Consider the following 22,835-nt stretch of genomic DNA (forward strand, 5'->3'; position numbering starts at 1 on the left):
ACTAAATGAAAGAGAAGTTTTCGACATATAAAACGAAATTGAGTGAATCGTGGACCAGTTTTTCTCCTGTAACGAAATGGTCTGTTATTGGCTCCTTTTTTATCACCTTGATAATCTTGATTGTCTTTGTTTTTCTGAGTAATCGCTCCGAGTTTTCAGTACTGTATTCTAATTTGACAGCAGCTGAAGCAGGTGAAATCAAAACAGCGATTGAAGAGCAAGCCATTCCGGTGCAAGTTTCGGCAGATGGAAAAACCATCAGCGTGCCGGAAGAGCATTTGGCTAATTTGAAAGTCAGCTTGGCTGCGGAAGGCATTCCGAAAAATGGAAATGTGAATTACGGCATATTTAGTGAAAATATGGGTCTTGGAATGACGGATCGCCATTTTGATGTTGTGGAACGAGATGCCATGCAAAACGAATTGGCATATTTGATTCAACAGATTGATGGAGTAACGGAAGCGAATGTCATGATCACGCTGCCGAAGGAAAATATTTGGATTACGGATGATGAGCAGACATCAACAGCATCTATCGTCATTAAAGGCGATCCAACATTCCAGTTGGATCAGAAACAAATAAATGGCTTGTATCATCTGATCAGCAAATCGGTTCCAAGTTTACCGGCTGAGCAGATTGTCATTATGGATCAGAACGGCCAAGTGTTCGAAGTGCAGGATGCCAATCAGGCAGATACCAATTTGTCGGTTTACCAGCAGCACCGCGAAATCCAAAAAGGCATCGAACAGGATATTCAGCGCGAGCTGCAGCAAATGCTGGGCTTGTTATTAGGGCAGGACAAAGTGGTTGTTTCTGTTATGACGAACATCGATTTCACGAAAGAAAAGCGGGAAGAGCAATTGGTTGAACCCGTCGATATTGAAAACAATGAAGGTTTGGATATCAGTGTGGAACGGATTGTCGAAACTTATTCAAGTGAAGGCACAGTCATTGAAGATGCAGCGGGAACCGGTGAAACAGAAGTAGCTAATTATCCGGGTGTGGATGGTGCCGGCAACAGTGAATCCGAACGAACAGAAGAGCGAATCAATAGCGAAGTCAATCGGATCAATCGGCAAATCGAGATGAGTCCATACGTCATCGATGATATTACGATCAACGTAGGTGTGGAACCGCCAGTTCCTGAGAATCCAGCCAGCTTAACACAAGAAAACGTTACGGATATCAGCAATCTATTGAAGAATGCGGTCAGTACTTCATTGAGTATGAATGAATTCCCTGCAACTGAGGCAGAGCTGGAAGATCGGATTTCTGTTTTTGCAACCGAGTTTCAGGGACGTCCAGCAGTTGAAGAAGAAGAGCCGGAAACAACATTCCTGGCAGGGATACCGAATAACCTTCTGCTTGTAATCGGCGCAGCGGTTGTTTTACTCCTTATTATTGTTGTAGTACTAATTTTGCTTCGCAGAAGGAAGAAAGAAGAGATTTTTGAAGAAGAGTATGAGTTTGGTGGATTTGAACAGGCTTTGGCTAAGTCAAATCAAGTAGAACTTGAAGAAGAGATCGATTTATCTGCATTTGGTTCAAAATCAAATCCAAAGCAAAAGACAATTGAGAAACTTGCTAAAGGGAGACCTGAAGATTTTGCTAAATTGCTGCGAACGTGGATGGCGGATGACTAGGAGAGTAATCAATGGTTAATATAACAAAAGAATTAACGGGTGTGCAGAAAGTAGCGGTTTTACTTGTAGGGCTTGGACCGGATGTTTCGGTTGATTTGTTTAAGCAATTGACAGAAGCCGAAATTGACTTGTTGACGATGGAGATTGCGAACGTTCGTCAATTGCCAAACAGTCAGACAGAGGCGATTATTGATGAATTCTATGAAATGATGGTGGGGCAAGATTACCTGAACGAAGGCGGTTTAGGCTATGCTCGGAGCATTTTGGAAAAAGCATTGGGTAAAGAAAAAGCGATGGAAACCATCGGGCGCTTGTCGAATCGCCTGCAAGTGAAACCTTTTCATTTCGCGAGAAAAGCAGATCCAAACCAGATATTGAATATTCTGCAGCATGAGCATGCGCAAACGATTGCATTGGTTCTATCCTATTTAGATGCTAAGCAATCTTCCGAAATCCTATCCCAGCTCCCTAGCGAAAAACAAGCAGAGGTTGCGCGGAGAATTGCACAGATGGAAAGCACATCCCCTGAAGTTATCTTTCAAATAGAACAGATTTTGGAGCGGAAGCTTTCGGCTTCCGGAACTCAGGATTACACTGCAACTGGCGGAGTGGAGTCGATTGTCCGTGTATTGAATAAGATTGACCTTGGAACAGAGAGAGCAATCCTTTCAGCGCTGGAAAAAGAGAATCCGGATTTGGTTGCGGAAATCAAGAAGCGTTTGTTCGTTTTTGAAGATATTATCAATTTGGATTCCCGATCCATTCAACGGGTTATTCGTGACGTTAACGATACGAATTTAACTTTTGCATTGAAAGTGGCAAGTGATGAAGTAAAAGATGCAATATATGCAAATATGTCAACGCGTCGTGCAGATCTCATCCGTGATGAAATTGATGTGATGGGGCCAGTGAAACTGAAAGATGTAGAAAATGCTCAAACCAGCATCGTTTCGTTAATGAGAAGTCTCGAAGAAAAAGGTGAAATCGCAGTTTCTCGTGGCAAAGGGGATGAGTTGATTGTCTAATATTATCCGCAACCACTCCCAGGCAACTTCTTTAATAAGTGAAAAAAAAATAATTGGCACAAAAAAAATTGAAACAAAAAAACTAGATTTTATTGAAAGAGCAGTTGACTCGCAACAACAAAGAAGAAGTTTACGGGAAGACATTGAACATTTGGATGCTCAAGCAAAGTTATTAAAGGATCAATTAGAAATACAGAAACAAGAAGCGCAGCAAACCATTGAACAGTGGTGGGTGGAAAAGCGGGAAGAAGCAGAGCTAGAAGCAAAAAGACTGGCCGAAGAATCGGCTCTACAAGGATTTCAAGCTGGATATGACAAAGGGCTTGCAACAATAGAAGAACAATTTCAACAAAAACGCCAAGAGATGAATAGCTTAATCGAAACAGCGTACTTAGAAAAGGCTCAAATAATTCAACAATCGGAACCGTTCTTGTTATCACTAAGTGTAAAGATTGCTGAAAAAGTAATTAAACAAGAATTAAAGCAAAACGAAGACCAGTTGTTGAATATCATTAAGCAGGCACTTCGGCAAGTTGAAGAAGCAGAAGATGTCATGCTGCAAGTAGCTCTCGAAGATTACCCGCTGGTTCTGCCTTTTATGGAAGAGTTGAGAACCTACGTTAAAGCAGATTCTGAATTAAAGTTGGTTCCCACGGCAAGTTTGACGATAGGCGGATGCATGATTCAAACAGCAAGCGGCTCATATGATGCAACTGTGGATAGCCAATTAGAAGAAATCAGAAGACAAATGCTCGCTTATTGTGAGGAGAAAATAAACGATGAACCTATGGGAAGATGAATATGTGTCTTTGCTGGATGAGATGGAACCAGTAAAAAAGCATGGCAAAGTGGTTCAAGTGATTGGACTAACTATCGAGTCCAAAGGCCCTAATGCTAAAATCGGCGAATTGTGTCTGTTGTACCCCAAGCGCAATGAACCGCCAATTGAAGCGGAGGTGGTGGGCTTTAAGGAAAATCGCATTATGCTCATGCCGTTGCAGGATCTTTCGCAGGTCGGTCCCGGATGTCTCGTCGTTGCAACTGGTGGACCGCTTCAAATTAAAGTCGGTCCCACTATTTTAGGTAAAGTGCTTGATGGAACCGGGATGCCTCTTGATGAGAGCTTGCTGCCGCGCGGACTGAAAAAGTATTCGACCAATAATACACCGCCTAATCCGTTGAAGCGGCCACGAATTGATAAACCGCTGGAAGTGGGTGTCCGAGCGATTGACGGCTTGCTGACTGTTGGACAAGGACAGCGCGTTGGCGTGTTCGCCGGAAGCGGCGTCGGAAAGAGTACATTGATGGGCATGATTGCCCGCAATACAGAAGCTGATATCAATGTCATTGCATTAGTTGGTGAGCGTGGCCGCGAAGTACGTGATTTCATTGAGCGGGATCTCGGTCCTGAGGGATTGAAGAAATCAGTAGTCGTAGCAGCAACTTCCGATCAGACACCCATGCAGCGAATCAAAGCGGCGTTGACCGCAACCGCGATTGCCGAATATTTCCGTGATCAAGGAAAAAACGTCATGCTAATGATGGATTCGGTTACCCGGTTTGCCATGGCACAGCGGGAAGTTGGACTGGCGGTGGGTGAACCGCCTACAAGTAAGGGTTACACACCGAGCGTTTTCGCCTTGCTGCCTAAGCTTTTGGAGCGTTCAGGCACTTCCAGTAAAGGTTCGATTACTGCTTTCTATACTGTTTTAGTAGATGGTGATGATATGAACGAACCAATTGCAGATGCGGTGCGGGGAATTTTAGATGGCCATATCGTCTTGGACCGCAAAATTGCCCAAAAAGGACAATTCCCTGCGATCAATGTCATGGCAAGCGTCAGCCGGGTCATGCACGAAGTCGTCTCGGCGGAACACCAGCAGGCGTCGCGTGAATTCAAGCGCTTGCTGGCGGCCTATGAAACATCAGAAGATCTGATCAATATCGGTGCATATAAGAGCGGCGCCAATAAAGAAATCGATGATGCAATCCGGTCGCATCCACTGATCAAGGAATACCTGCAGCAGGATATCTATGAAAAAGCCAAACTGGAACAAAGTATAGAACGGTTATCAGCACAATTTGGAGGCGTTTAAACTGACACAATTTAATTTTAGATTTCAAAAGATATTGGATTTAAAGGAAAATGAAAAGGGCTTTGCGCAGATCCAAATGGCCGAAGCCATTAAACAGCATGAAGTAGGCCATCAGCGCAACAGAGCTATTGAAAACAAAATCAGCGATGTGGAGCAATTGAAAAATGCCAAGCAGGAAAAAGGCGTCAATATTTCAGAGTTGAGAATGTTGGAGGAGTATATCCACCAGCTTCAGGATCAGTCACTTTCTTCTAAGCGAGAACTTGAATACTTGCAGAAAAACGTTTCGACATCCCAAGGAGTGCTTCTAAAGAAAACCCAGGAAGAAAAAACGTGGGAAAATTTGAAGCAGCAGAAGCTGAATAGCTTTCAGGAAGCAACTAAAGCTGCCGAACAAAGCTTTTTTGATGAAATGGCGAGCACACGATTTTACCGCTTAACTAAAGCCAGTAACTTAGCGGAAGGAATTTAAACAGATGGAAGCATTAAAACTGTCATTACCGAAAACAATTGGTTTTCCAGCAAGTGCGGCTGTTTCTTTACCTGCTGAAGATCAAGGCGTCTTTGCTTCGTTGCTTGCTTCATTAAACATGGAGATGGAGCTTCCAAGTGAAGAGCAGGCACCTGCAGAAAAGTTATTGGCAAGCCTGGAGAATCTCCTGAGCTTTTTGCAGGAAGTGCCTGTTGAAGAACAAACGACGGAACAACAGGAACTTCAATACGCTATTCTTCAGCTGCAGAAGCTTCAAAGTGGAAGTGAAGAAAGTGATTTTTCGAAGCTGAACGTGATGGGTGGAATTAAAGAGAATGCAACAGAAACAGCGGACAAACTGTTTACGCTGCTTGAGAACATCCAGCAGAAACTGAAAATACTCTCCGACAAATTTACTACAGAATTCGCCGATCTTCCTGTTTTTAAGGGGGTTGAAGAAAAAAAGACTGGCTCTAATTTGATTAGTCTGCCTCAAATCTCTAAACAGCTGGATGAGCTGATTGATAGTCTCCAAAAAGAACAGCAAGCTGCTTTGCCCATTCAGCAAAGAAAATTGATCGTTCAAGAATTGCCGCCTTTACCGCAATCGGAGGGTGTAAAGCCTGTAAAAGATAGTCCAAGATTTATGCATGAAGAGCTAAAATCAATCAACGAACTTCAAAAAGTTTCTGTTGAAACGCAAGGGAATCAACAAAAAGCCGAGGCGGTGGAAGTTTCGTCTGCTGCCAAATCTCAAAATGTAGAAGAGCTTCAAACTATTAAAGCGCTTGAAACTAAAGTGCCTCAAGAAACAACGGTGCATTCACCTGCGACCACGGTACCTGAGGCTGTTAAAACCATGAGCAACACTGTTCGGACAGAAACCAACTCGTCGCCTGCACCAGTTGTTCGACTATCGAATCTGCTGGAAGATTTGGGTGGGATGCTGAAAAGCTCAATGCGTTTGGCAGACAGCTCTGAAGGCATGAAGATGCGGGTTAACATTTTTCCAGAGCATCTCGGCCATCTTGAAATCCTGTTGACTTCGACCAACGGAAAACTGGCCGCTCAAATCATGGCAAGTACTCCGATGGCGAAAGAGGCACTTGAACTTCAACTAAATCAACTGAGAATTTCATTGGTTCAGCAAGGAGTCATAGTAGAAAAAATTGAAGTGCTGCAGCAGGATCCTCAGTCGCCATTTGGACAGACTGGCAATCAAGCCGAACAACGCTTTTCTCAGCAGCAACAGCGAAATGGTACTGCTGGACGAAATAAAAACAGTTATTTGCAGCCGGAAGAAGAAAAGGCAGCCGAACGGCAGCCTTCAGTGGGTCAATTAATGAAAGTGGATTATACAGTATAAAAGAAAGGGTGTTTGAATGAATATCTCGACAGCGATTACCGGATCGGCTGCTACATCAACATCGGCTGCTAAGACGGAAGCAACAAATGCATTAGGACAAGATGCTTTCTTGAAAATCCTGGTGACTCAAATGAAGCACCAAGATCCAATGGAGCCGTTGAAAGACACCGAATTTATTGGCCAGATGGCACAGTTTACGAGCTTAGAGCAATTGACCAACTTAAATAAAACGATGACGCAATTTGTCAGCAATCAAGGAACTTCTTCGTTAGCGGATTATGCGCATTTAATTGGTACTTCGGTTAAATGGGAATCAGAAACGGGCTCAGGAGAAGGCGTTGTCAAAGCCTTGTCGAGCAAGAATGGCGAATTGATGGCCGAAATTGAAGGCACGGATGTAAAAGTCCAAATTGAATCGATTCAACGGATTGAAAAACAACCAGCAAGCACAAATGGACAAGAAATCGTCTGACCCCGCGTGGTCAAAAGAGGATTCTTGAAAGGGGAAAATTAAATGTTACGTTCAATGTATTCAGGTGTATCAGGCATGAAGAACTTCCAAACAAAATTAGATGTTATCGGGAACAATATCTCTAACGTCAATACGATCGGCTATAAGAAAAGTACAATCAACTTTCAGGATTTGCTGAGCCAAAACATGTCGAACAGCGGCGCTAATCCAATGCAAGTAGGTCTGGGATCGGCTTCAGCTTCAATCAATGTAAATCATAACGCAGGTTCTGCCATGACTACAGGGGTCGGCACAGATTTGGCAATTATGGGTGACGGATTTTTTGTAGTCCAGGATCCAGAAGCAGCTGCTGGAGGACAATACTTAACTCGTTCTGGTAATTTTACAGTTACTGCGGCTGGAAATCTGGTTACAGCTCAAGGATATAATGTTTTAAATAGTAACGGACAGGCCATTAATGTAGCAGGTTACGATTCTTTCAGCATCAATCGCGCGGGTGAAGTAATTGGAAGGCAAGCGAATGGAGCAGAAACTACCATTGGTTCTGTTGGTATTTCAACTCCGCCAAATCCAGAAGGGCTCCGGAAAGTTGGAGGATCTCTATACGAAATGACAGGAGCTGCAGGTGGCGCTCTCGCTATAGGCACAGCAACTGCTGGAAACACTGAAATTAGTTCAGGGATGTTGGAAATGTCAAATGTGGATCTTACCGAAGAATTTACGGAAATGATTATTGCGCAGCGTGGATTCCAAGCCAATTCTCGTACAATCACCACTTCTGATGAAGTTCTGCAAGAAGTTATTAACTTGAAACGATAAAGGAGGGACGGTTAAGGTAAAGGAGTTTTCCTGACCTTGATATTCTAAATGATTAATTTGACTAGATTAAATCAATCCTCAATCACTTTGAATGCTATATACATTGAAAGATTGGAAGCAATTCCTGATACCGTAGTAACGTTGACTTCGGGCAAAAAATTACATGTTTTGGAATCCATAGACGAAGTGACTGGAAAAGTGACTGATTATTATCGAGAAATTAACATTTTACCTCGTTTACAAGAACCAAACTTGATGGAATGAGGAGAGAAAAGCTGTGACAGAGGGTTTATCCGATAAAAATATCGAGAAGCTGCTTTCGACGTTAGACACAGAGAAACTAGCTCCAAAAACAAAAAATCGAAATGTTCGAACTTATGACTTCAAAAAAGCCTTACGTTTTTCACAGGATCAAACACGTACCTTGACTCGTATTCATGAAAACTTTGCACGTTTATTAACTTCTTATTTTTCGATTCAATTGCGTGCATTTGTACAAATTTCCGTTTCAGCGGTTGAACAGATTTCATACGAGGAATTTATTCAGAATGTGCAGCAAAAATCAATTTTAGGTGTGTTTGAAGCTGCGCCGCTTCAAGGCAGTATGGCTATGGAATTTTCTCCAAATGTCGCAAATGTGATGTTCGACCGACTGCTTGGAGGCCAAGGCAAAGTGCTGCTGAAGAGCAGTGATTTGACGGAAATTGAAGTAAGTATTATTGAAAGAGTGTTTATAAAAGCGTTAGAAAACTTTCAGGAAGTTTGGGCCTCAGTCATTGAATTGTCTCCTGAATTAAAAGAAATAGAAATAAATCCACAATTTTTAACAATCTCTCCTCCAAACGAAACAGTGATTCTCGTTTCTTTGCAGACAAAAATTGGAGATGTAGAAGGCATTATTAATATTTGCCTTCCCCACGTGGTGCTGGAGCAAGTATTGCCTAAATTATCTGCCCGCCATTGGCTAGCTAATCAGAAAAAAGAAATTGAGAATCATGAACTGGAAGCCTTAGAGAAAAAATTGCAAAGTACCAAATTAGAGATTAAAGCTATTTTAGGCAGATCAAAAATTGATATCGGGGACTTCTTGAAACTAAAAGAAGGCGATGTCATTCGATTAAACGAACCCTATGATTCTTCGGTTACAGTTCTCGTCGATGGAAAACAAAAGTTTTTTGCGCAGCCTGGGGTTTCTAAAGGCCGATTAGCCATTCAAGTAACAGACGTGTTTGCAGAAGGAGACGTATTCGATGACAACTGATAAATTATCTCCAGATGAAGTTAAGGGATTGTTAGGTCAACAAACTAAAAGTACGAAATTGAAAAACCAAAGTTCATTGTCTAAATCGGAAACTGAAGTTTTAACAGAGTTATTAACCGTATCACTTGGCGGCTCTGCTACTGTCTTATCTCCTATTTTGGGGGAAGGAGTAACCGTTTCGGCTCCTATACTGTCTGTGATCGAAAGGGATCATTTATTATCCGATACAGTGGCTCCATTTTTTATTGTCCTAGGTGAATATGCAGGAGGAATCAAAGGCATTCAGATTCTTTCAATCAATAAAGAAGAAGTTTCAGCTGCAGCAGAATTAGTCGATTCGAGTAGTAATGAAGATGCAGATAAACAGTTTCAAGTTATACAAGACTTTATCCAAGAAATGTTTAACTCAGTTTCAAGTTCCTTATCAAAAGTGCTGGAATGTGAAATTGTTCATTCGTTATCGGGAATGGATACAGTTGAACGTCATGAAGATTTTCGAGTGGGAAATTTTACGAATGAAGAGTGGTTTGTAGAAGCCGCCTTTGAAATTAAGATTAGCAACCTCCATAAATTGAACCTTCATTTATGCATCCCGATTCGATTAGCAAAACAGATGGTTGGAATTTTGGCAGATTCCTTTGAAGAGGAAGAGGAAGAAGCAGCAGAGGAGACTCAAATAATGCCCTATCAAACAGATAAAAACTCAATAGAATCAGAATCAATAACACAAAAAAGCCACGTGACGGATCAAGCCGCATCACCTCAAATCCAGAATGTCCAATTTTCCAGTTTTGATGAACCGGAGTCTACTGATTCTGAACCGAATAACCTGAATATGCTCTTGGATATTCCGCTTCAAGTAACCGTAGAACTGGGGCGTACAAAACGCATGGTCAAAGAAATACTGGAAATCTCACAAGGTTCCATCATTGAGCTGGATAAATTGGCTGGTGAACCCGTCGATATCCTAATCAATAACAAGCTCATCGCTGTCGGGGAAGTGGTCGTCATTGACGAGAACTTTGGAGTCCGCGTAACAGATGTGCTAAGTACAGCCGAGCGCATCTCAAAACTGCGTTAATGCCTGATAGAAGGAGTCTGCCAAGATTGAACAAATCATATTTTTTAACCATTCCCCTAATCCTGGCGGCTCTGTTTTTCAGTGCACTGTTGCCGGCACCGTCTGTACAGGCCAGTCCGAATGTGGTGGAGTGGCTGAACAACGAAGAGCCTACAGAAGAAATACCGGAGGAAAGTATCGATGTGGTGCCGGTAGAGGAAAAAAGCCTTGCCGGCATCATCGTGCAATTGGTGCTCTACACACTCCTGATTGTTGCAATGATTTACGGTTTGATTAAGTTTCTTGCAGCTCGCCAGAAAAACTTCCAGCCCAATCAGGCAGTCAAACTGATGGGCGGTACGCCGCTCGGCAACAACAAGTCGCTGCAATTAGTGAAAGTTGGCGGCCAGATGTATTTGATTGGTGTCGGGGATGAAGTGACTTTGATCAAGGAATTCTCGGATGCTGCAGAAATCAGCGGCATCGAAAAAGACTTTGAACAACAGCAGCCTGCGATGTCGAAAAGCCTAATCGACTTTACGAAAAAGAAAATTGGTCATATTTCAAAAAAACCACAAAAGAAGGGCTTTGATCAGTTGTTTAAGCAAAGCCTGAACAAACAGCAAGCTAAACAAGAAGCATTGCAGCAAGATCTTGAACAAAAAAGACAAGACAAGGAAGGACGTCCGCTATGATTCCGGAAATATTATCATCCATTAATATTCCGGGCATCGATTTTGGCGGAGAATCACCTGAAGATGTTTCAACGACGCTTCAATTGTTTTTCTTGTTGACTATTTTGTCGCTGGCACCGGGGATTCTGATTATGATGACCAGTTTTACACGGATCATCATTGTTTTGTCTTTTGTTCGAACTGGGCTCGGAACCCAATCAATGCCGCCGAACCAAGTATTGGTCGGTTTAGCCCTGTTCTTAACGTTTTTCATTATGTCGCCGATCGCGATGGAGATGAATGAAACTGCTCTTCAGCCTTACTTGGATGGGGACATGGAGCAGCAAGAAGCACTCGATACTGCCATCATCCCGTTGAAGGAATTCATGGCTCAAAACACACGGGAAAAAGATTTGGCTTTGTTCTTCAAATATGCAGAATTAGAAAAGCCCGACAGCATTGAAGAGATTCCGTTGACTTCATTAATACCCGCGTTTGCCATCAGTGAGCTGAAAACAGCTTTCCAGATTGGCTTTGTCATTTTTATTCCTTTTTTGATCATTGATATGGTCGTCGCCAGTACGCTGATGGCGATGGGAATGATGATGCTGCCGCCGGTCATGATTTCATTGCCATTTAAGATTTTGCTGTTCGTCCTAGTGGATGGCTGGTATTTAATAATCGAATCGCTGCTTGTCAGCTTTTGACGAAGGGAAGAAAACGATGACTCCAGATATGGTGATCAAACTAGCTGAACAATCGATTTTTACCATTATTCTTATATCCGCTCCCATGCTGCTGATTGCACTGGCTGTTGGATTATTGGTTAGTGTCTTCCAAGCGATGACGCAAATCCAGGAACAGACGCTGGCGTTCATTCCGAAAATACTAGCGGTCTTCATTTCACTGGTAGTTTTTGGGCCATGGATGCTCACTTTGCTTCTGGATTACACTCGAAACTTGTTTCAGCAGCTGCCAAGAATCATCGGGTAAGCGGCGATGGAAACGATTTTTGACATACTGCCTTATTTTTTATTGATGCTTATTCGCTTAACTAGTTTTTTTCTGATTGCTCCAATTTTCTCGATGCGCGGAGTACCGACGCAATTTAAAATTGGCATCGCCGCTTTTCTGGCATATGTCGCCGTTTCGACTTTGCCAATGGGGGATACTATCCCGCTTGACTCTTCTTACCTTTTATTAATCATAAAAGAACTTGGAACAGGATTGGCACTTGGCTTTACAGCAGCACTGCTGTTATATGCAGTCCAAATTGCAGGAGCTTTCATCGATTTTCAGATGGGTTTTTCAATGGCCAATGTTCTAGACCCACAGACGGGCGCACAGGTGCCGATTATGGGCCATTTCAAGTACATGATGGCGCTGTTGTTCCTGTTGACTGCCAACGGCCACCATTTGATGCTGGATGGCGTCATGCAGAGCTTACGTGTGTTTCCGGTGGAACGGCTGGCGATTACAGTGAAAGCGGAAGACATTGCCCAGTTCATGACAGGCTTGTTTACGGATATGTTTCTGATTGCGCTGCAAATCGCGCTGCCCATTGTGGGTGCCTTGTTTTTGGTCGATATCGCACTTGGCATTTTAGCAAAAACTGTTCCTCAGTTGAATATTTTCGCTGTTGGTCTGCCGCTGAAAATCTTTGTCGGTTTTATCATGGTTTTTTTGACCTTGCCTGTATTCTTTTATATTTTACAAATTCTCTTCGAGAAAATTTTAGTGAGCATGGCTCAGCTGATCAGTTTATTAGGAGGAACGTAAGTAGTGAAAAGGTATCCCCTGGACCTGCAGTTTTTTGCCGGTGAAAAAACTGAAAAAGCCACACCGCAAAAACGCCAGGAATCCAAGCGGAAAGGCCAAGTAGCCAAAAGCCCCGAAGTTGCAGCCGCCATGATCATCCTCGGCGGAATCATGTTGCTGAATTCACTTGGCGGCTGGATGCTCGACCGGATCTTAGCTATTTACCGCATCCATTTTACGCAATATATTTCCTGGGAAATAACGCCCGCGACGATCCGGACCTTATTTGAGCAGATGGCCATGAATGCATTTTTGCTGATGTTGCCCATCATGCTGATTGGTGTAATTTTCGGCTTTCTCGGAAACTTCATTCAAGTAGGCGCCATCTTTTCAACCGATCCCATTATGGCCAAGCTGGAAAGGCTGGATCCGGTCAAAGGAGCGAAACGGATCTTCTCGGTTCGCGCCTTGGTCGAATTGGGGAAATCCTTGCTGAAGATTGCCATTATCGGAGGCGCTGCTTTCGGTGTGTTGTGGCTTGGCAAGGAAGAACTGTTTTCCCTATCTCAAAAAAGCATCAGTTATTCTTTATCTTTCATCGGTTCTTTAGTGGTTCAGATGGGGCTCGTGGCAGGCATCATCTTGTTGTGTCTATCCATTCTGGATTATATCTACCAGAAATATGAGTTTGAAAAAGGCATACGGATGTCCAAGCAGGACATCAAAGATGAATACAAAAAAGCGGAAGGCGATCCGCTGATCAAATCAAAAATAAAAGACAAGCAGCGGCAAATGAGCATGAATCGAATGATTCAGGATTTGCCGGGCGCGGATGTGCTGATCACCAATCCGACGCATTATGCAATCGCCATCAAATACGATGCCGAAACGATGGCTGCTCCGGTCATTATCGCGATGGGCAAAGATCACTTGGCTTTAAAGATCAAAGAAAAAGCAAAAGAACTTGGAATTGTGACGATGGAAAATAAGCCTCTCGCACGTGCATTGTATGCCCAAGTTGAAATTGGGGATACCGTGCCGGAAGAACTGTTCCTGGCCGTGGCAGAGGTTTTAGCATATATTTACCGACTAAAAGGAAAAATCCGATGAACTGGAAAGAGGAGGGAACCGCGTGAAATTTAGAGATTATGCCATCATGGTAGCCGTCATAATGATTGTTGTTATGATGGTCATCCCTCTTCCGCCGCTCTTATTAGATGTAATGATCATGATTAATATCAGCCTCGCATTAACCATCTTATTAGTGGCGATGAACACAAAAGAACCATTGCAATTTTCTATTTTCCCTACTTTATTATTACTGACTACTTTATTCCGTCTGGGCTTGAACGTTTCGACCACACGTTCGATCTTGACCAACCAAACCGGTGGACAGGTTATTGAGACATTCGGTTCGTTTGTGGTCGGAGGAAGTGCCATAATCGGGATTTTGGTGTTCTTAATCCTCGTCATCATTCAGTTCTTGGTTATCACAAAAGGTTCGGAACGAGTAGCAGAAGTCGCTGCACGGTTTACGCTCGATTCGATGCCTGGTAAGCAAATGAGCATTGACGCCGATCTTGGTGCCGGAATGATTTCTGATCAGGAAGCCAAGAGCCGCCGCGAGAAAGTCAGCTCGGAAGCGGATTTCTACGGAGCTATGGATGGTGCCAGCAAATTCGTTAAAGGGGACGCCATAGCCGGTATCATCATCACAATCATCAATATTATTGGCGGTTTGCTGATCGGTGTTATGGTCCACCAATTACCGTTTGGAGAAGCAGCCCAGCTGTTTGCCTTGCTGTCGATTGGAGATGGCTTGGTTTCCCAGATTCCAGCTCTGTTGATCTCCACTGCTATGGGTATCGTCGTGACACGTGCGGTATCGGATGGCAATTTAGGATCGGATATCACGAGACAGTTGTTCGCTTATCCGAAAATGCTGTATATTGTCGCAGCTACATTGGTAATGTTTGCAGTCTTTACGCCAATCAGTCCGATGCTGGTCGTACCGATTGCAGGCGTCATCGCTTATGGGGCTTTCCAAATGCAAAAAACCTTGAAGTCTGAGGAAAAGCAGGAAGTGGAAGTAGGCAAGGACGAGAAAGAGCTGGAAGGGATGAAAAGCCCGGAAAGCGTCATCGACTTATTGCATGTTGATGCGATTGAATTTGAGTTTGGGTATGGCCTGATTCCAATTGCCGATAAAAACCAAGGCGGCGATTTGCTGGACCGCGTCATCATGATTCGCCGGCAGTGCGCAATGGAACTCGGCATTGTCGTCCCAGTTATCCGGATTCGCGACAACATTCAACTGCAGCCCAATGAATACGTCATCAAGATTAAAGGCAACCGGGTAGCGTCAGGCGAAATTATGCTCGACCATTATTTGGCCATGAGCCCAGGAATTGAGGACGAAGCGGTAGAAGGCATCGAAACGATTGAACCTGCTTTCGGTATGCCAGCGCTTTGGGTCGATGAAGACATGAAAGAAGAAGCGGAAATGGCGGGCTACGCCATTGTGGATCCTCCATCTGTCGTCTCTACTCATTTGACGGAAGTCATCAAGCGCCATGCCCATGAATTGATTGGCAGGCAGGAAGTCAAATCGTTGATTGAAAACGTACGGGAAACCTCACCTGCAGTGGTGGAGGAATTGGTGCCGCAGCTGATGACCATCGGTGAAGTGCAGAAAGTGCTGATGAAGTTGTTGAAAGAGAAAGTATCGATCCGTAATTTACTCGTTATTTTGGAAACATTGGCTGATTATTCTTCACAGACCAAAGATACGGATTTGCTGACAGAATACGTCCGTCAGGCCCTATCAAGGCAAATCACGTTGCAATATGCTACTCAGAAAGAACCTTTGCAAGTTATTACAGCGGGAGCGAGCTTAGAGAAGAAGTTCGCCGATTCCGTACACCGGACAGAACAGGGCAATTACTTGTCCATCGATCCGGAATCATCCCAGGCGATTTTCCAGAAGATAACCGAACAGGCTGGGCAGCTTCAGCAAACTGGTGTACAGCCGATTCTGCTGACGTCTCCTGCTATCCGAATTTATATGAGGCAGTTTGTGGAACGTTTTGCACCTGACCTGCCAGTGCTGTCCTATAACGAATTGGAACCAGAGATCGAAATTCAAAGTGTTGGAGTGGTTAACATCTCATGAGGCTGAAAACATATTTCGTCGGCACGATGACTGAAGCGATTCCAATGATTAAACGGGATCTGGGCGCAGATGCCTTGATCCTGAACACAAAAAAAATTAAGACCGGCGGCTTTCTAGGCTTTTTCCAGAAAGATAAATTGGAAGTTACTGCTGCCGTTGATACGGTAGTGAAGCAGGAGGTTCAGCCGGAAACGAAGGAAATGGAATTGCAGAAAACCAAGCCATTGGTAAATACAACACCGGAGACAGAATCGGCAGCTGAACTGATTAACGAATTGAAAAACATTAAACAGTTTATGGTCCAGCGATTGGCGGAAGAAGCTTTGCCGGAGGCGCTTCAGTTGTTAAAGCAACGACTGGCAACTCAGGAAGTGGCGGCGGATATCCAAACGGAATTGCTGGCGACGCTGATAGCCCGGATCGAAGGAGAAGCTAACCATACGTCAGAGTATTTAGAGCGGCTGGCTCGTGAAGAACTGGTTGAAATGATTGCTCATCATCAACCGCAAACCACTCTTCAAGATCCTGAAATCATTTGTTTTATTGGTCCGACAGGTGTAGGAAAAACAACTTCCATTGCCAAAATCGCTGCAGATTATATGCTGACAAAAGATAAAAAAGTTGGATTGATCACTGCCGATACATACCGGATTGCAGCTGTCGAACAATTGAAGACTTACGGCAGCATTTTGAATATCCCTGTCAAAGTGGTCGAATCGGCGGGAGATTTAAAGAAAGCCATCAGCGAATTTGCGGGCTGTGACATCATTTTGATGGATACAGCTGGACGCAATTATCAGCAGAAACACTATATTGATGAACTCGAACGGTTATTGCCGGACAATCATAAAGTGCAAATCAATCTGGTGTTAAGCTTGACTGCGAAATATGAAGACATGAAAAAGATTATTGATAATTTCCAATCAATCGCTATGGATGAACTGCTTCTGACAAAGAAGGACGAAACGAGTTCTTCTGGTGCGATCCTAAACCTGATCCATCATTATGGTATTCCTGTTCGCCATATTGCCAACGGACAAAATGTACCAAACGATATATTGGCAGTTACTCCTGAATTAGTGGCAGATTTTATATTGGGGGAAGAAAATCATGCGTGATCAGGCAAATGGATTAAGGGAAAAAATGAGAATGAAGCAATCCGAAAAACCTGAACGTAAATCTATTAAAAAAACCAGGGTATTGGCAATCACCAGCGGCAAAGGGGGAGTAGGGAAATCCAATTTCGCTCTGAACTTTGCACTAAGTCTGGTGGAGCAAAATAAGAAAGTGCTGATTTTCGATGTCGACCTTGGATTTGCCAATATTGACGTACTGCTCGGACGAACGCCACAGGAAACTATAGCTACGATGATTGAAAAAGATTTGGCTGCACAAGACATCATTGAAGAAGGTCCCAATGGCCTGCTATTCATATCTGGAGGCAATGGTTTTAGTGACCTATTCAGCATGGATGATCTAAAATTGGAAAAGTTTTTTAAAGAATTGAGCGCGCTGCAGGGAAAAGTGGACTATATTATCCTCGATACTGGAGCAGGTTTGTCCTACGAAAACCTTCGTTTTATCCTTGCTGCAGATGATGTGATCTTGGTCACGACTCCTGAGCCAACGTCAATCACCGATGCTTATTCGGTGGTTAAGATGGTCCAGGGCAGAGATCCGAATGTTCATATGAAACTCGTAGTCAATCAATGCATCAGCGTACGAGAAGGACAACGGACAGCCGATAATTTTAAACAGGTAGCTCAACAGTTTCTGGGTAAAGATATTGAGGCATTGGGTTTTATTCCAAGCGATGTGCATATTCCAGAAGCAGTGAAAAAGCAGCATCCCTTACTGTTGGCTTATCCAAGCAGTGAAGCGGCAACAGCAATTCGTAAAATGGCTAGTGAATTTTTAGAATTGCCGGCACCGTATAAATTAGGACTTAAAGGATTTATTATGAAAATTCTTTTCAAATAAAAGCGGTGTTGCCGCTTGGAAATGGTGGTGAAGATCTTGCTGAATCATAACTTATCAAAAGAAGAGCTTGCCTATTGGGGTGATTGGCAACAACATCAGAATCCGGAGGCTGGCGACTACCTGGTTGAACAGTATCTTCCTTTGGTTGATTACGTGATTCAACGGTTCATGATCAGTCTGCCAAAAACTGTGGAAAAAGACGATGTCCGCAGCTATGCTTACGAAGGTTTACTTGATGCCTTGAGTAAATTCAACATTGAACGGGATTTGAAATTTGAAACTTACGCTTCCTGGCGGATTAAAGGGGCAATCATTGATGGTTTGCGCCATAGTGACTGGCTTCCCCGGTCTGTACGGGATAAAGTGAAAAAAATTGAAAAAGCCTATCTTCTGCTAGAGCAGGAAAATGAAGCCGCCGTATCCGACGAACAGGTCAGCTCGTATTTAGGAATCACCAAAGCCGAACTCAATAAAACCGTTTCTGAAGCGGCATTATCGACCATGATTTCAATGGACGACGAGAACTTTGAAGAACAAGGGGCACTGGGGCAGTATCATGTCGATTCACCCGAGCGCCACTTGTCAGATCAGATGACCAAAGAATCACTTGTCCGAGCCATTGAACGACTTCCGGAAAAAGAAAAAATTACCGTTTCCTTGTGTTATTTTGAAGAAATGAAATTAACCGAAATCGCAGAAATCCTCAACGTTAGTGTATCGAGAGTATCGCAGCTTCATTCTAAGGCAATGCTTCGATTGCATGCTTCAATTTTATCTGTGCATGACAACTTTTAAAATTTAAATTACGAAACAGAAGGTCCGGGTGATGACTACTATGATGTGGCTATTGATTGCGGTAATCATCTTATTGATGCTAATGAATATAAAACTGATGCTATCCGTTAAAAAGCAGCAGATAGACGAAGAAGAACCAGCTGAAATTCACGAAAGTATGGCAGAGTTTGTGGCGCAGCTTGAAAAAGAAAATGATGAACTTTACGATAAATTAATTGCCTATATTAAGGACAACGAATTGCAGCTGGCAGAACGAATCGAACGCTTGGAAGAAAACCTTGCTTCTGATTTCGAAGAAGCACCCCAACTGGCTTCTATAGAAACGGAAAAGATGCTTCAGCTTTCCAAGCAAGGATTTTCTTCCAAGCAAATCGCCAAAGTACTCCAAGTCGACTACGGGAAAGTCGAGCTCGTTGTCAATATGAATAACAAGCAACAAGGGAACTTTAAAGAAGATGAGGTGCTGTAATTGCGCATTGACAGCCAAAGTAATATCCAGAAAGAAAGGTTACCGGTACAAGCAACGGGAAATAAAAATGGCGATCTTTTTTTGAATGCCATGAAAAAATCCCAGTCAAAGCTTCACAATGATTCGCTGAACCAATTAATGGAGCGCGTAGACGTACAAGGACAAAAACTTTCCAACCAGCGGACACTTGAAAATTTGATAAATTACAAGCAGGCGGTCAAACAATTTGTCAGCGAGTCCACCCGCCATGGTCTGCATTTATCTGACGAACAAAGCCAAATGCCGGGCGGCGGAATGAAGTCTCATCAAATCATTAAAGTAATTGATAAGAAATTGATTGAAATCCAAGACCAAGTATTGAATAATGAAGAAGCAGGTATTGGTACTTTAGATCTAGTAGGGGAAGTTAAAGGTCTGCTTATCAATTTATATATGTGAATACGATTATCTAGTAATAGGAGGGCAGAGATGGACAATAACCGCCGTGAGTTTTTTCGATTATGGTTCGATGATTCAATTGAAGGTTACGTTTCAGTTAAAGGGGCAGAACTTGTTCCTGTAAAAATTTACAACATAAGTGCGGGCGGACTAGGATTTTATTCTAAGGTTAGCAATGCTTTGAATGAATCGATCATTTGTCATTTTAAAGTTCTAGAAGGATCTTTTGCATTAGCAGGTTCTATTGTCCGGAAAATTCCTCAAAAAGATAAGGGAATAATTGAATACGGTGTTGAGTTTTCTGTAGACCAGGGAACGTCTTCCGAGCTATTCAAGCAACTGAACTACTATCAGATCCGCCAACGTAAAGGATTACTGGCCGAATAAAATCACATGTTAATAAAAAAAGAACAGGCCCTTGAGGTCTGTTTTTTTGTGTGTGAAATTCCAACAGGTGAAGTTCTTCTTTTGATAGAAGGAATTTCTATGGAAAAAAGAGAAGTAATAGCCATACGAGAAAAGAGAAGGTGGAGAACATGCAGGCACCGACAGAGATTCTTTCCGTTTGGCGGCAGTTTGATGGCTTTCCGATGGAGACTTTAACCAAAGTCTGGTACTACCAGCGGTCAGGCGAACAGAAACAGCGCAGCGTGGAATTGATGGAAGAGCATCGTGTACAATACGGCATCACCGGTAATTGTTTTGATTTGGCGATTTGGTTGTTGGACGCTTTTGATCGGGCGGGTGTAAAAGCCTATCCGGCAGGCAGTGGACTGGGGACAGAACAGGCGCATGCAGCCATCGTGGCAGAGGACGCGGATGGCCGCAGATTTCTCTGCGATTTAGGGGACCAATGGATTCAGCCAATTCTGGTGGATGTAGACAGCCCGGAATTCAACGGCGACAGGTTGTGGGGATTTTTTCCGGGAGCGGAAGTTCAGGTGAAACCCACTGATAATGGGATTGAGGTTATTTATTTCCGGCCGAACGGCAAACAGTCCAATCAGGTCTATACCATAAAGCCAGTTGAACGGACAGAATTTCTGGCTGCGGCCGAGTATTCTCAGCACCATATTCATCCGGAACCGTTGGTCGAAGTTCGCTTGCAGGAAAAAGGCGAGACCGTCCACTGGGAGTTCGATAATTGGAAAAGCTTTTTAAGCACGAGCACCGGCCTGTATCCTGACGATCAGATTGAGACTTTGGAGGAATGGGTAGAAAGAATACATGGTAAAACGCATTATGATAAGGAATTTCTTACAGAAACTTTAGGGTTTTACCGGCGGCTGAATTTGGGCAGCAGTGAATGAAGGGATAGGGGAGTTGGCATGATCAGAGCCGTTATTTTTGATTTGGATGGGACCTTATTGGATCGGGACCGTTCGCTCGAAGCGTTTATAGACGAACAGCACAACTGCTTAGCTGAACACCTGCAGCATATACCGAAGGATCAGTTCGCCAAGCGCTTTATCGAATTGGATGCCAAAGGGTATGTCTGGAAAGACCGCGTCTATCAGCAATTGATCGAGGAGTTTGAGATTAAAGGGATTGGCTGGGAGACACTGCTGGATGATTACGTGAAAAATTTCCACGTTCACTGCATCCCGTTTCCGAATTTACTCTCCATGCTGGAAGACTTGGCCGGGAAATCAATTCGGTTAGGGATAATCACCAACGGCAGAGGGCAATTTCAGCTCGACAATATCCTGGCATTGGGAATTCAAGAATATTTTGAAGAGATTCTGATCTCGGAATGGGAAGGCGTGTCCAAACCCGATCCGGCTATTTTCCAAAAAGCGTTAGCCCGTTTGGGAATTTCTCCGGATGAGGCGGTTTATATCGGAGATCATCCCCAAAATGACATTCAGGCCGCACAGGCAATCGGCATGAAAGCCATTTGGAAGAAAGATCCCCATTGGAGTTGCCTGGATGCAGATGGAGAAATTGAGGATTTAAATGAAATCGGCAGATTGGTTGGGCAGTTTAACACCCAAGAATTAAAAGCGCAGCTGTAGTCAAAAAAGTTGTATGATAAAAAGTGACAGGGAGAAAAGGGGCAGGTGAAGTACAGCATGGAACTTAAAACGCAATTACAGTTTGAACTGACCGAATTTGCAGCTGGCCGGGAAACAGAGCGCATACCGGCAATCGGGAACTATGAGTACTGGCTCCTGCTGATGGAATACTTTCTGGCGAAATCCGATCTCTTTGAAATCCATTGTTTTGATGAAGAAGCGGCGATAATTGAAGAGCTCAATTCAAATTTACCCGGATTGTTCGAGGTCGATAAAAAGCAGGGGATGACCATTTTTTCCGGTCTTCTGACATTGGAAAACGCAGAATACCTCATGACCCGCCATGTCAGCGCGGAGAAAAAGCTGAAGTGGTTTTCAGTTTTTTTGAGTAGAGGCGAGCAGCATATTTTCTCATCGGAGCATTGGGGCACTGAATTTTTCGTTCCGGATGTCACAGAAGATGACCTGCTGTTCATCAAACATGTCGCACCGGACGATACTCATTTCAACCAGTACACGTAAACGGGCTTAGTGGAAAATAGGAAATTCAGGAGCATGAACAAGAACCGGCCATCTACTTGACCGGTTTTTTGATATGCTAAAGGAAAAAAGGGGCATGAGAATGGAAACAGAAAAAATACGCGTATACGACGAAGAGGGAAATCCAAAAGGAATAACTACTCGGCAGGATGTGCACGAAAAAGGCGATTGGCACGACACCTTTCATTGTTGGCTGGCAGGCCGCCAAGGTGATCGAGATGTTGTTTATCTCCAGTTGCGCAGCGAAACTAAAAAAGACTTCCCAGGACTTTTCGACATTACGGCAGCCGGCCATCTATTGGCGGAGGAGACGGTTGAAGATGGCGTCCGGGAAGTACGGGAAGAGCTTGGCGTGCCAGTGGATTTTGGCGACTTGTGCTCGCTTGGTATGGTCAAGGATCAAATTGCCTTGCCGGGGTTTACGGATAATGAGCGCTGCCATTGCTTCTTATACAAAGAGTTGGAGAACATTGACCTTAGGTTTGAGTTGCAGCTGGAAGAAGTGTCGGGTGTAGCGAAATTGGACTTCGGGGAATTAGCGGCATTATTCAGGAGGGAAAAAGAAAGAGTAGTCATTGAAGGCTTTGAAGTAGTACCCGATGGCAGCAAGAGGACGTTTGTAAGGGAAATCGGTTTACAGGACTTAGTGCCGCATAGCGCAGGCTATTTGGAAAAAATCATTGAGTCCATTGCTCAGGAATTAAATAGGTGATTTTTTTGCTTAACCAAGTTAATTTTTGAATGGCTTAAGTTAATTACAGCAAAACGGCAATGGCTGGG

Annotated in this window: 27 protein-coding genes; all 27 read left to right on the forward strand. The window is 43.6% G+C overall.

Translation table 11 applies throughout. The features are described 5' to 3' along the window. The first annotated feature begins 5 nt into the window (after positions 1–5). The 27 genes from fliF to K8U60_RS16190 all read left to right on the forward strand — a co-directional run bounded on the left by fliF (position 6) and on the right by K8U60_RS16190 (position 22,767). Positions 6–1,643 carry a flagellar basal-body MS-ring/collar protein FliF gene (gene fliF, locus K8U60_RS16060; RefSeq protein ID WP_146558762.1) on the forward strand — a complete coding sequence of 546 codons (1,638 nt, stop codon included), beginning with the start codon at positions 6–8 and terminating at the stop codon, positions 1,641–1,643. An 11-nt stretch (positions 1,644–1,654) separates the two neighbouring features. After that, entirely contained in the window at positions 1,655–2,668 is a 1,014-nt protein-coding gene (fliG, locus tag K8U60_RS16065) for a flagellar motor switch protein FliG (RefSeq protein ID WP_223642459.1), read from the forward strand. After that, positions 2,661–3,467 (forward strand): FliH/SctL family protein, encoded by an 807-nt coding sequence (locus K8U60_RS16070; RefSeq protein WP_223642461.1) that lies wholly within the window; start codon positions 2,661–2,663, stop codon positions 3,465–3,467. Before fliG ends, K8U60_RS16070 begins: the two co-directional genes overlap by 8 nt. Continuing rightward, positions 3,448–4,764, forward strand: coding sequence for a flagellar protein export ATPase FliI (gene fliI / locus K8U60_RS16075; RefSeq protein ID WP_223642463.1), 1,317 nt, complete (start codon positions 3,448–3,450; stop codon positions 4,762–4,764). The genes K8U60_RS16070 and fliI overlap by 20 nt, the downstream gene beginning before the upstream one ends. Continuing rightward, positions 4,751–5,236, forward strand: a complete 486-nt coding sequence (fliJ, locus tag K8U60_RS16080) for a flagellar export protein FliJ (protein ID WP_146558754.1) — start codon at positions 4,751–4,753, stop codon at positions 5,234–5,236. The genes fliI and fliJ overlap by 14 nt, the downstream gene beginning before the upstream one ends. Before the next feature lie 4 nt (positions 5,237–5,240). Beyond that, positions 5,241–6,602, forward strand: coding sequence for a flagellar hook-length control protein FliK (locus tag K8U60_RS16085; protein WP_223642470.1), 1,362 nt, complete (start codon positions 5,241–5,243; stop codon positions 6,600–6,602). Between the two features lie 16 nt (positions 6,603–6,618). Further along, positions 6,619–7,074, forward strand: coding sequence for a flagellar hook assembly protein FlgD (gene flgD / locus K8U60_RS16090; protein ID WP_223642472.1), 456 nt, complete (start codon positions 6,619–6,621; stop codon positions 7,072–7,074). 42 nt (positions 7,075–7,116) lie between these two features. Next, complete coding sequence (gene flgF / locus K8U60_RS16095) at positions 7,117–7,893, forward strand: flagellar basal-body rod protein FlgF (protein WP_223642474.1); 777 nt, start codon at positions 7,117–7,119, stop codon at positions 7,891–7,893. 48 nt (positions 7,894–7,941) lie between these two features. After that, positions 7,942–8,157: a flagellar FlbD family protein gene (locus K8U60_RS16100; protein ID WP_223642476.1), complete on the forward strand. Its 216-nt coding sequence runs from the start codon at positions 7,942–7,944 to the stop codon at positions 8,155–8,157. A gap of 13 nt (positions 8,158–8,170) precedes the next feature. After that, a complete protein-coding gene (gene fliM / locus K8U60_RS16105; RefSeq protein WP_223642478.1) occupies positions 8,171–9,154 on the forward strand; it encodes a flagellar motor switch protein FliM in 984 nt (327 codons plus the stop codon). Next, positions 9,144–10,235, forward strand: a complete 1,092-nt coding sequence (gene fliY, locus K8U60_RS16110; RefSeq protein ID WP_223642480.1) for a flagellar motor switch phosphatase FliY — start codon at positions 9,144–9,146, stop codon at positions 10,233–10,235. Before fliM ends, fliY begins: the two co-directional genes overlap by 11 nt. A 26-nt stretch (positions 10,236–10,261) precedes the next feature. Beyond that, positions 10,262–10,909: a flagellar biosynthetic protein FliO gene (locus tag K8U60_RS16115; protein WP_223642483.1), complete on the forward strand. Its 648-nt coding sequence runs from the start codon at positions 10,262–10,264 to the stop codon at positions 10,907–10,909. Beyond that, positions 10,906–11,595, forward strand: a complete 690-nt coding sequence (gene fliP, locus K8U60_RS16120; protein WP_223642493.1) for a flagellar type III secretion system pore protein FliP — start codon at positions 10,906–10,908, stop codon at positions 11,593–11,595. Before K8U60_RS16115 ends, fliP begins: the two co-directional genes overlap by 4 nt. Before the next feature lie 16 nt (positions 11,596–11,611). After that, positions 11,612–11,881, forward strand: a complete 270-nt coding sequence (fliQ, locus tag K8U60_RS16125) for a flagellar biosynthesis protein FliQ (RefSeq protein WP_146558737.1) — start codon at positions 11,612–11,614, stop codon at positions 11,879–11,881. Positions 11,882–11,887: 6 nt separating this feature from the next. Then, the gene (fliR, locus tag K8U60_RS16130) at positions 11,888–12,667 is read left to right on the forward strand and encodes a flagellar biosynthetic protein FliR (RefSeq protein ID WP_223642495.1); all 780 of its coding nucleotides are present in this window, start codon (positions 11,888–11,890) and stop codon (positions 12,665–12,667) included. A gap of 3 nt (positions 12,668–12,670) precedes the next feature. Further along, positions 12,671–13,756, forward strand: a complete 1,086-nt coding sequence (flhB, locus tag K8U60_RS16135) for a flagellar biosynthesis protein FlhB (RefSeq protein WP_223642505.1) — start codon at positions 12,671–12,673, stop codon at positions 13,754–13,756. A 22-nt stretch (positions 13,757–13,778) separates the two neighbouring features. Next, positions 13,779–15,818 (forward strand): flagellar biosynthesis protein FlhA, encoded by a 2,040-nt coding sequence (gene flhA, locus K8U60_RS16140; RefSeq protein WP_223642507.1) that lies wholly within the window; start codon positions 13,779–13,781, stop codon positions 15,816–15,818. Further along, a complete protein-coding gene (gene flhF / locus K8U60_RS16145) occupies positions 15,815–16,936 on the forward strand; it encodes a flagellar biosynthesis protein FlhF (protein WP_223642509.1) in 1,122 nt (373 codons plus the stop codon). The genes flhA and flhF overlap by 4 nt, the downstream gene beginning before the upstream one ends. Beyond that, complete coding sequence (locus tag K8U60_RS16150) at positions 16,929–17,798, forward strand: MinD/ParA family protein (RefSeq protein WP_223642511.1); 870 nt, start codon at positions 16,929–16,931, stop codon at positions 17,796–17,798. Before flhF ends, K8U60_RS16150 begins: the two co-directional genes overlap by 8 nt. A 36-nt stretch (positions 17,799–17,834) precedes the next feature. Further along, positions 17,835–18,593 (forward strand): FliA/WhiG family RNA polymerase sigma factor, encoded by a 759-nt coding sequence (locus K8U60_RS16155; RefSeq protein WP_223642513.1) that lies wholly within the window; start codon positions 17,835–17,837, stop codon positions 18,591–18,593. Positions 18,594–18,624: 31 nt separating this feature from the next. Then, positions 18,625–19,062: a DUF6115 domain-containing protein gene (locus K8U60_RS16160; protein ID WP_223642516.1), complete on the forward strand. Its 438-nt coding sequence runs from the start codon at positions 18,625–18,627 to the stop codon at positions 19,060–19,062. Beyond that, positions 19,063–19,500: a YaaR family protein gene (locus tag K8U60_RS16165; RefSeq protein ID WP_146558723.1), complete on the forward strand. Its 438-nt coding sequence runs from the start codon at positions 19,063–19,065 to the stop codon at positions 19,498–19,500. Between the two features lie 30 nt (positions 19,501–19,530). Beyond that, complete coding sequence (locus tag K8U60_RS16170; protein WP_223642520.1) at positions 19,531–19,887, forward strand: PilZ domain-containing protein; 357 nt, start codon at positions 19,531–19,533, stop codon at positions 19,885–19,887. A gap of 149 nt (positions 19,888–20,036) precedes the next feature. Next, positions 20,037–20,810 (forward strand): hypothetical protein, encoded by a 774-nt coding sequence (locus K8U60_RS16175; protein ID WP_223642522.1) that lies wholly within the window; start codon positions 20,037–20,039, stop codon positions 20,808–20,810. Positions 20,811–20,828: 18 nt separating this feature from the next. After that, positions 20,829–21,515, forward strand: coding sequence for an HAD family hydrolase (locus K8U60_RS16180; RefSeq protein WP_223642524.1), 687 nt, complete (start codon positions 20,829–20,831; stop codon positions 21,513–21,515). A 57-nt stretch (positions 21,516–21,572) separates the two neighbouring features. Then, the gene (locus K8U60_RS16185; RefSeq protein WP_223642526.1) at positions 21,573–22,037 is read left to right on the forward strand and encodes a hypothetical protein; all 465 of its coding nucleotides are present in this window, start codon (positions 21,573–21,575) and stop codon (positions 22,035–22,037) included. Positions 22,038–22,137: 100 nt separating this feature from the next. Further along, positions 22,138–22,767: an NUDIX hydrolase gene (locus K8U60_RS16190; RefSeq protein ID WP_223642527.1), complete on the forward strand. Its 630-nt coding sequence runs from the start codon at positions 22,138–22,140 to the stop codon at positions 22,765–22,767. Positions 22,768–22,835 lie beyond the last annotated feature (68 nt).

This window comes from Planococcus circulans, assembly GCF_020023385.1.
GTDB lineage: Bacteria > Bacillota > Bacilli > Bacillales_A > Planococcaceae > Planococcus.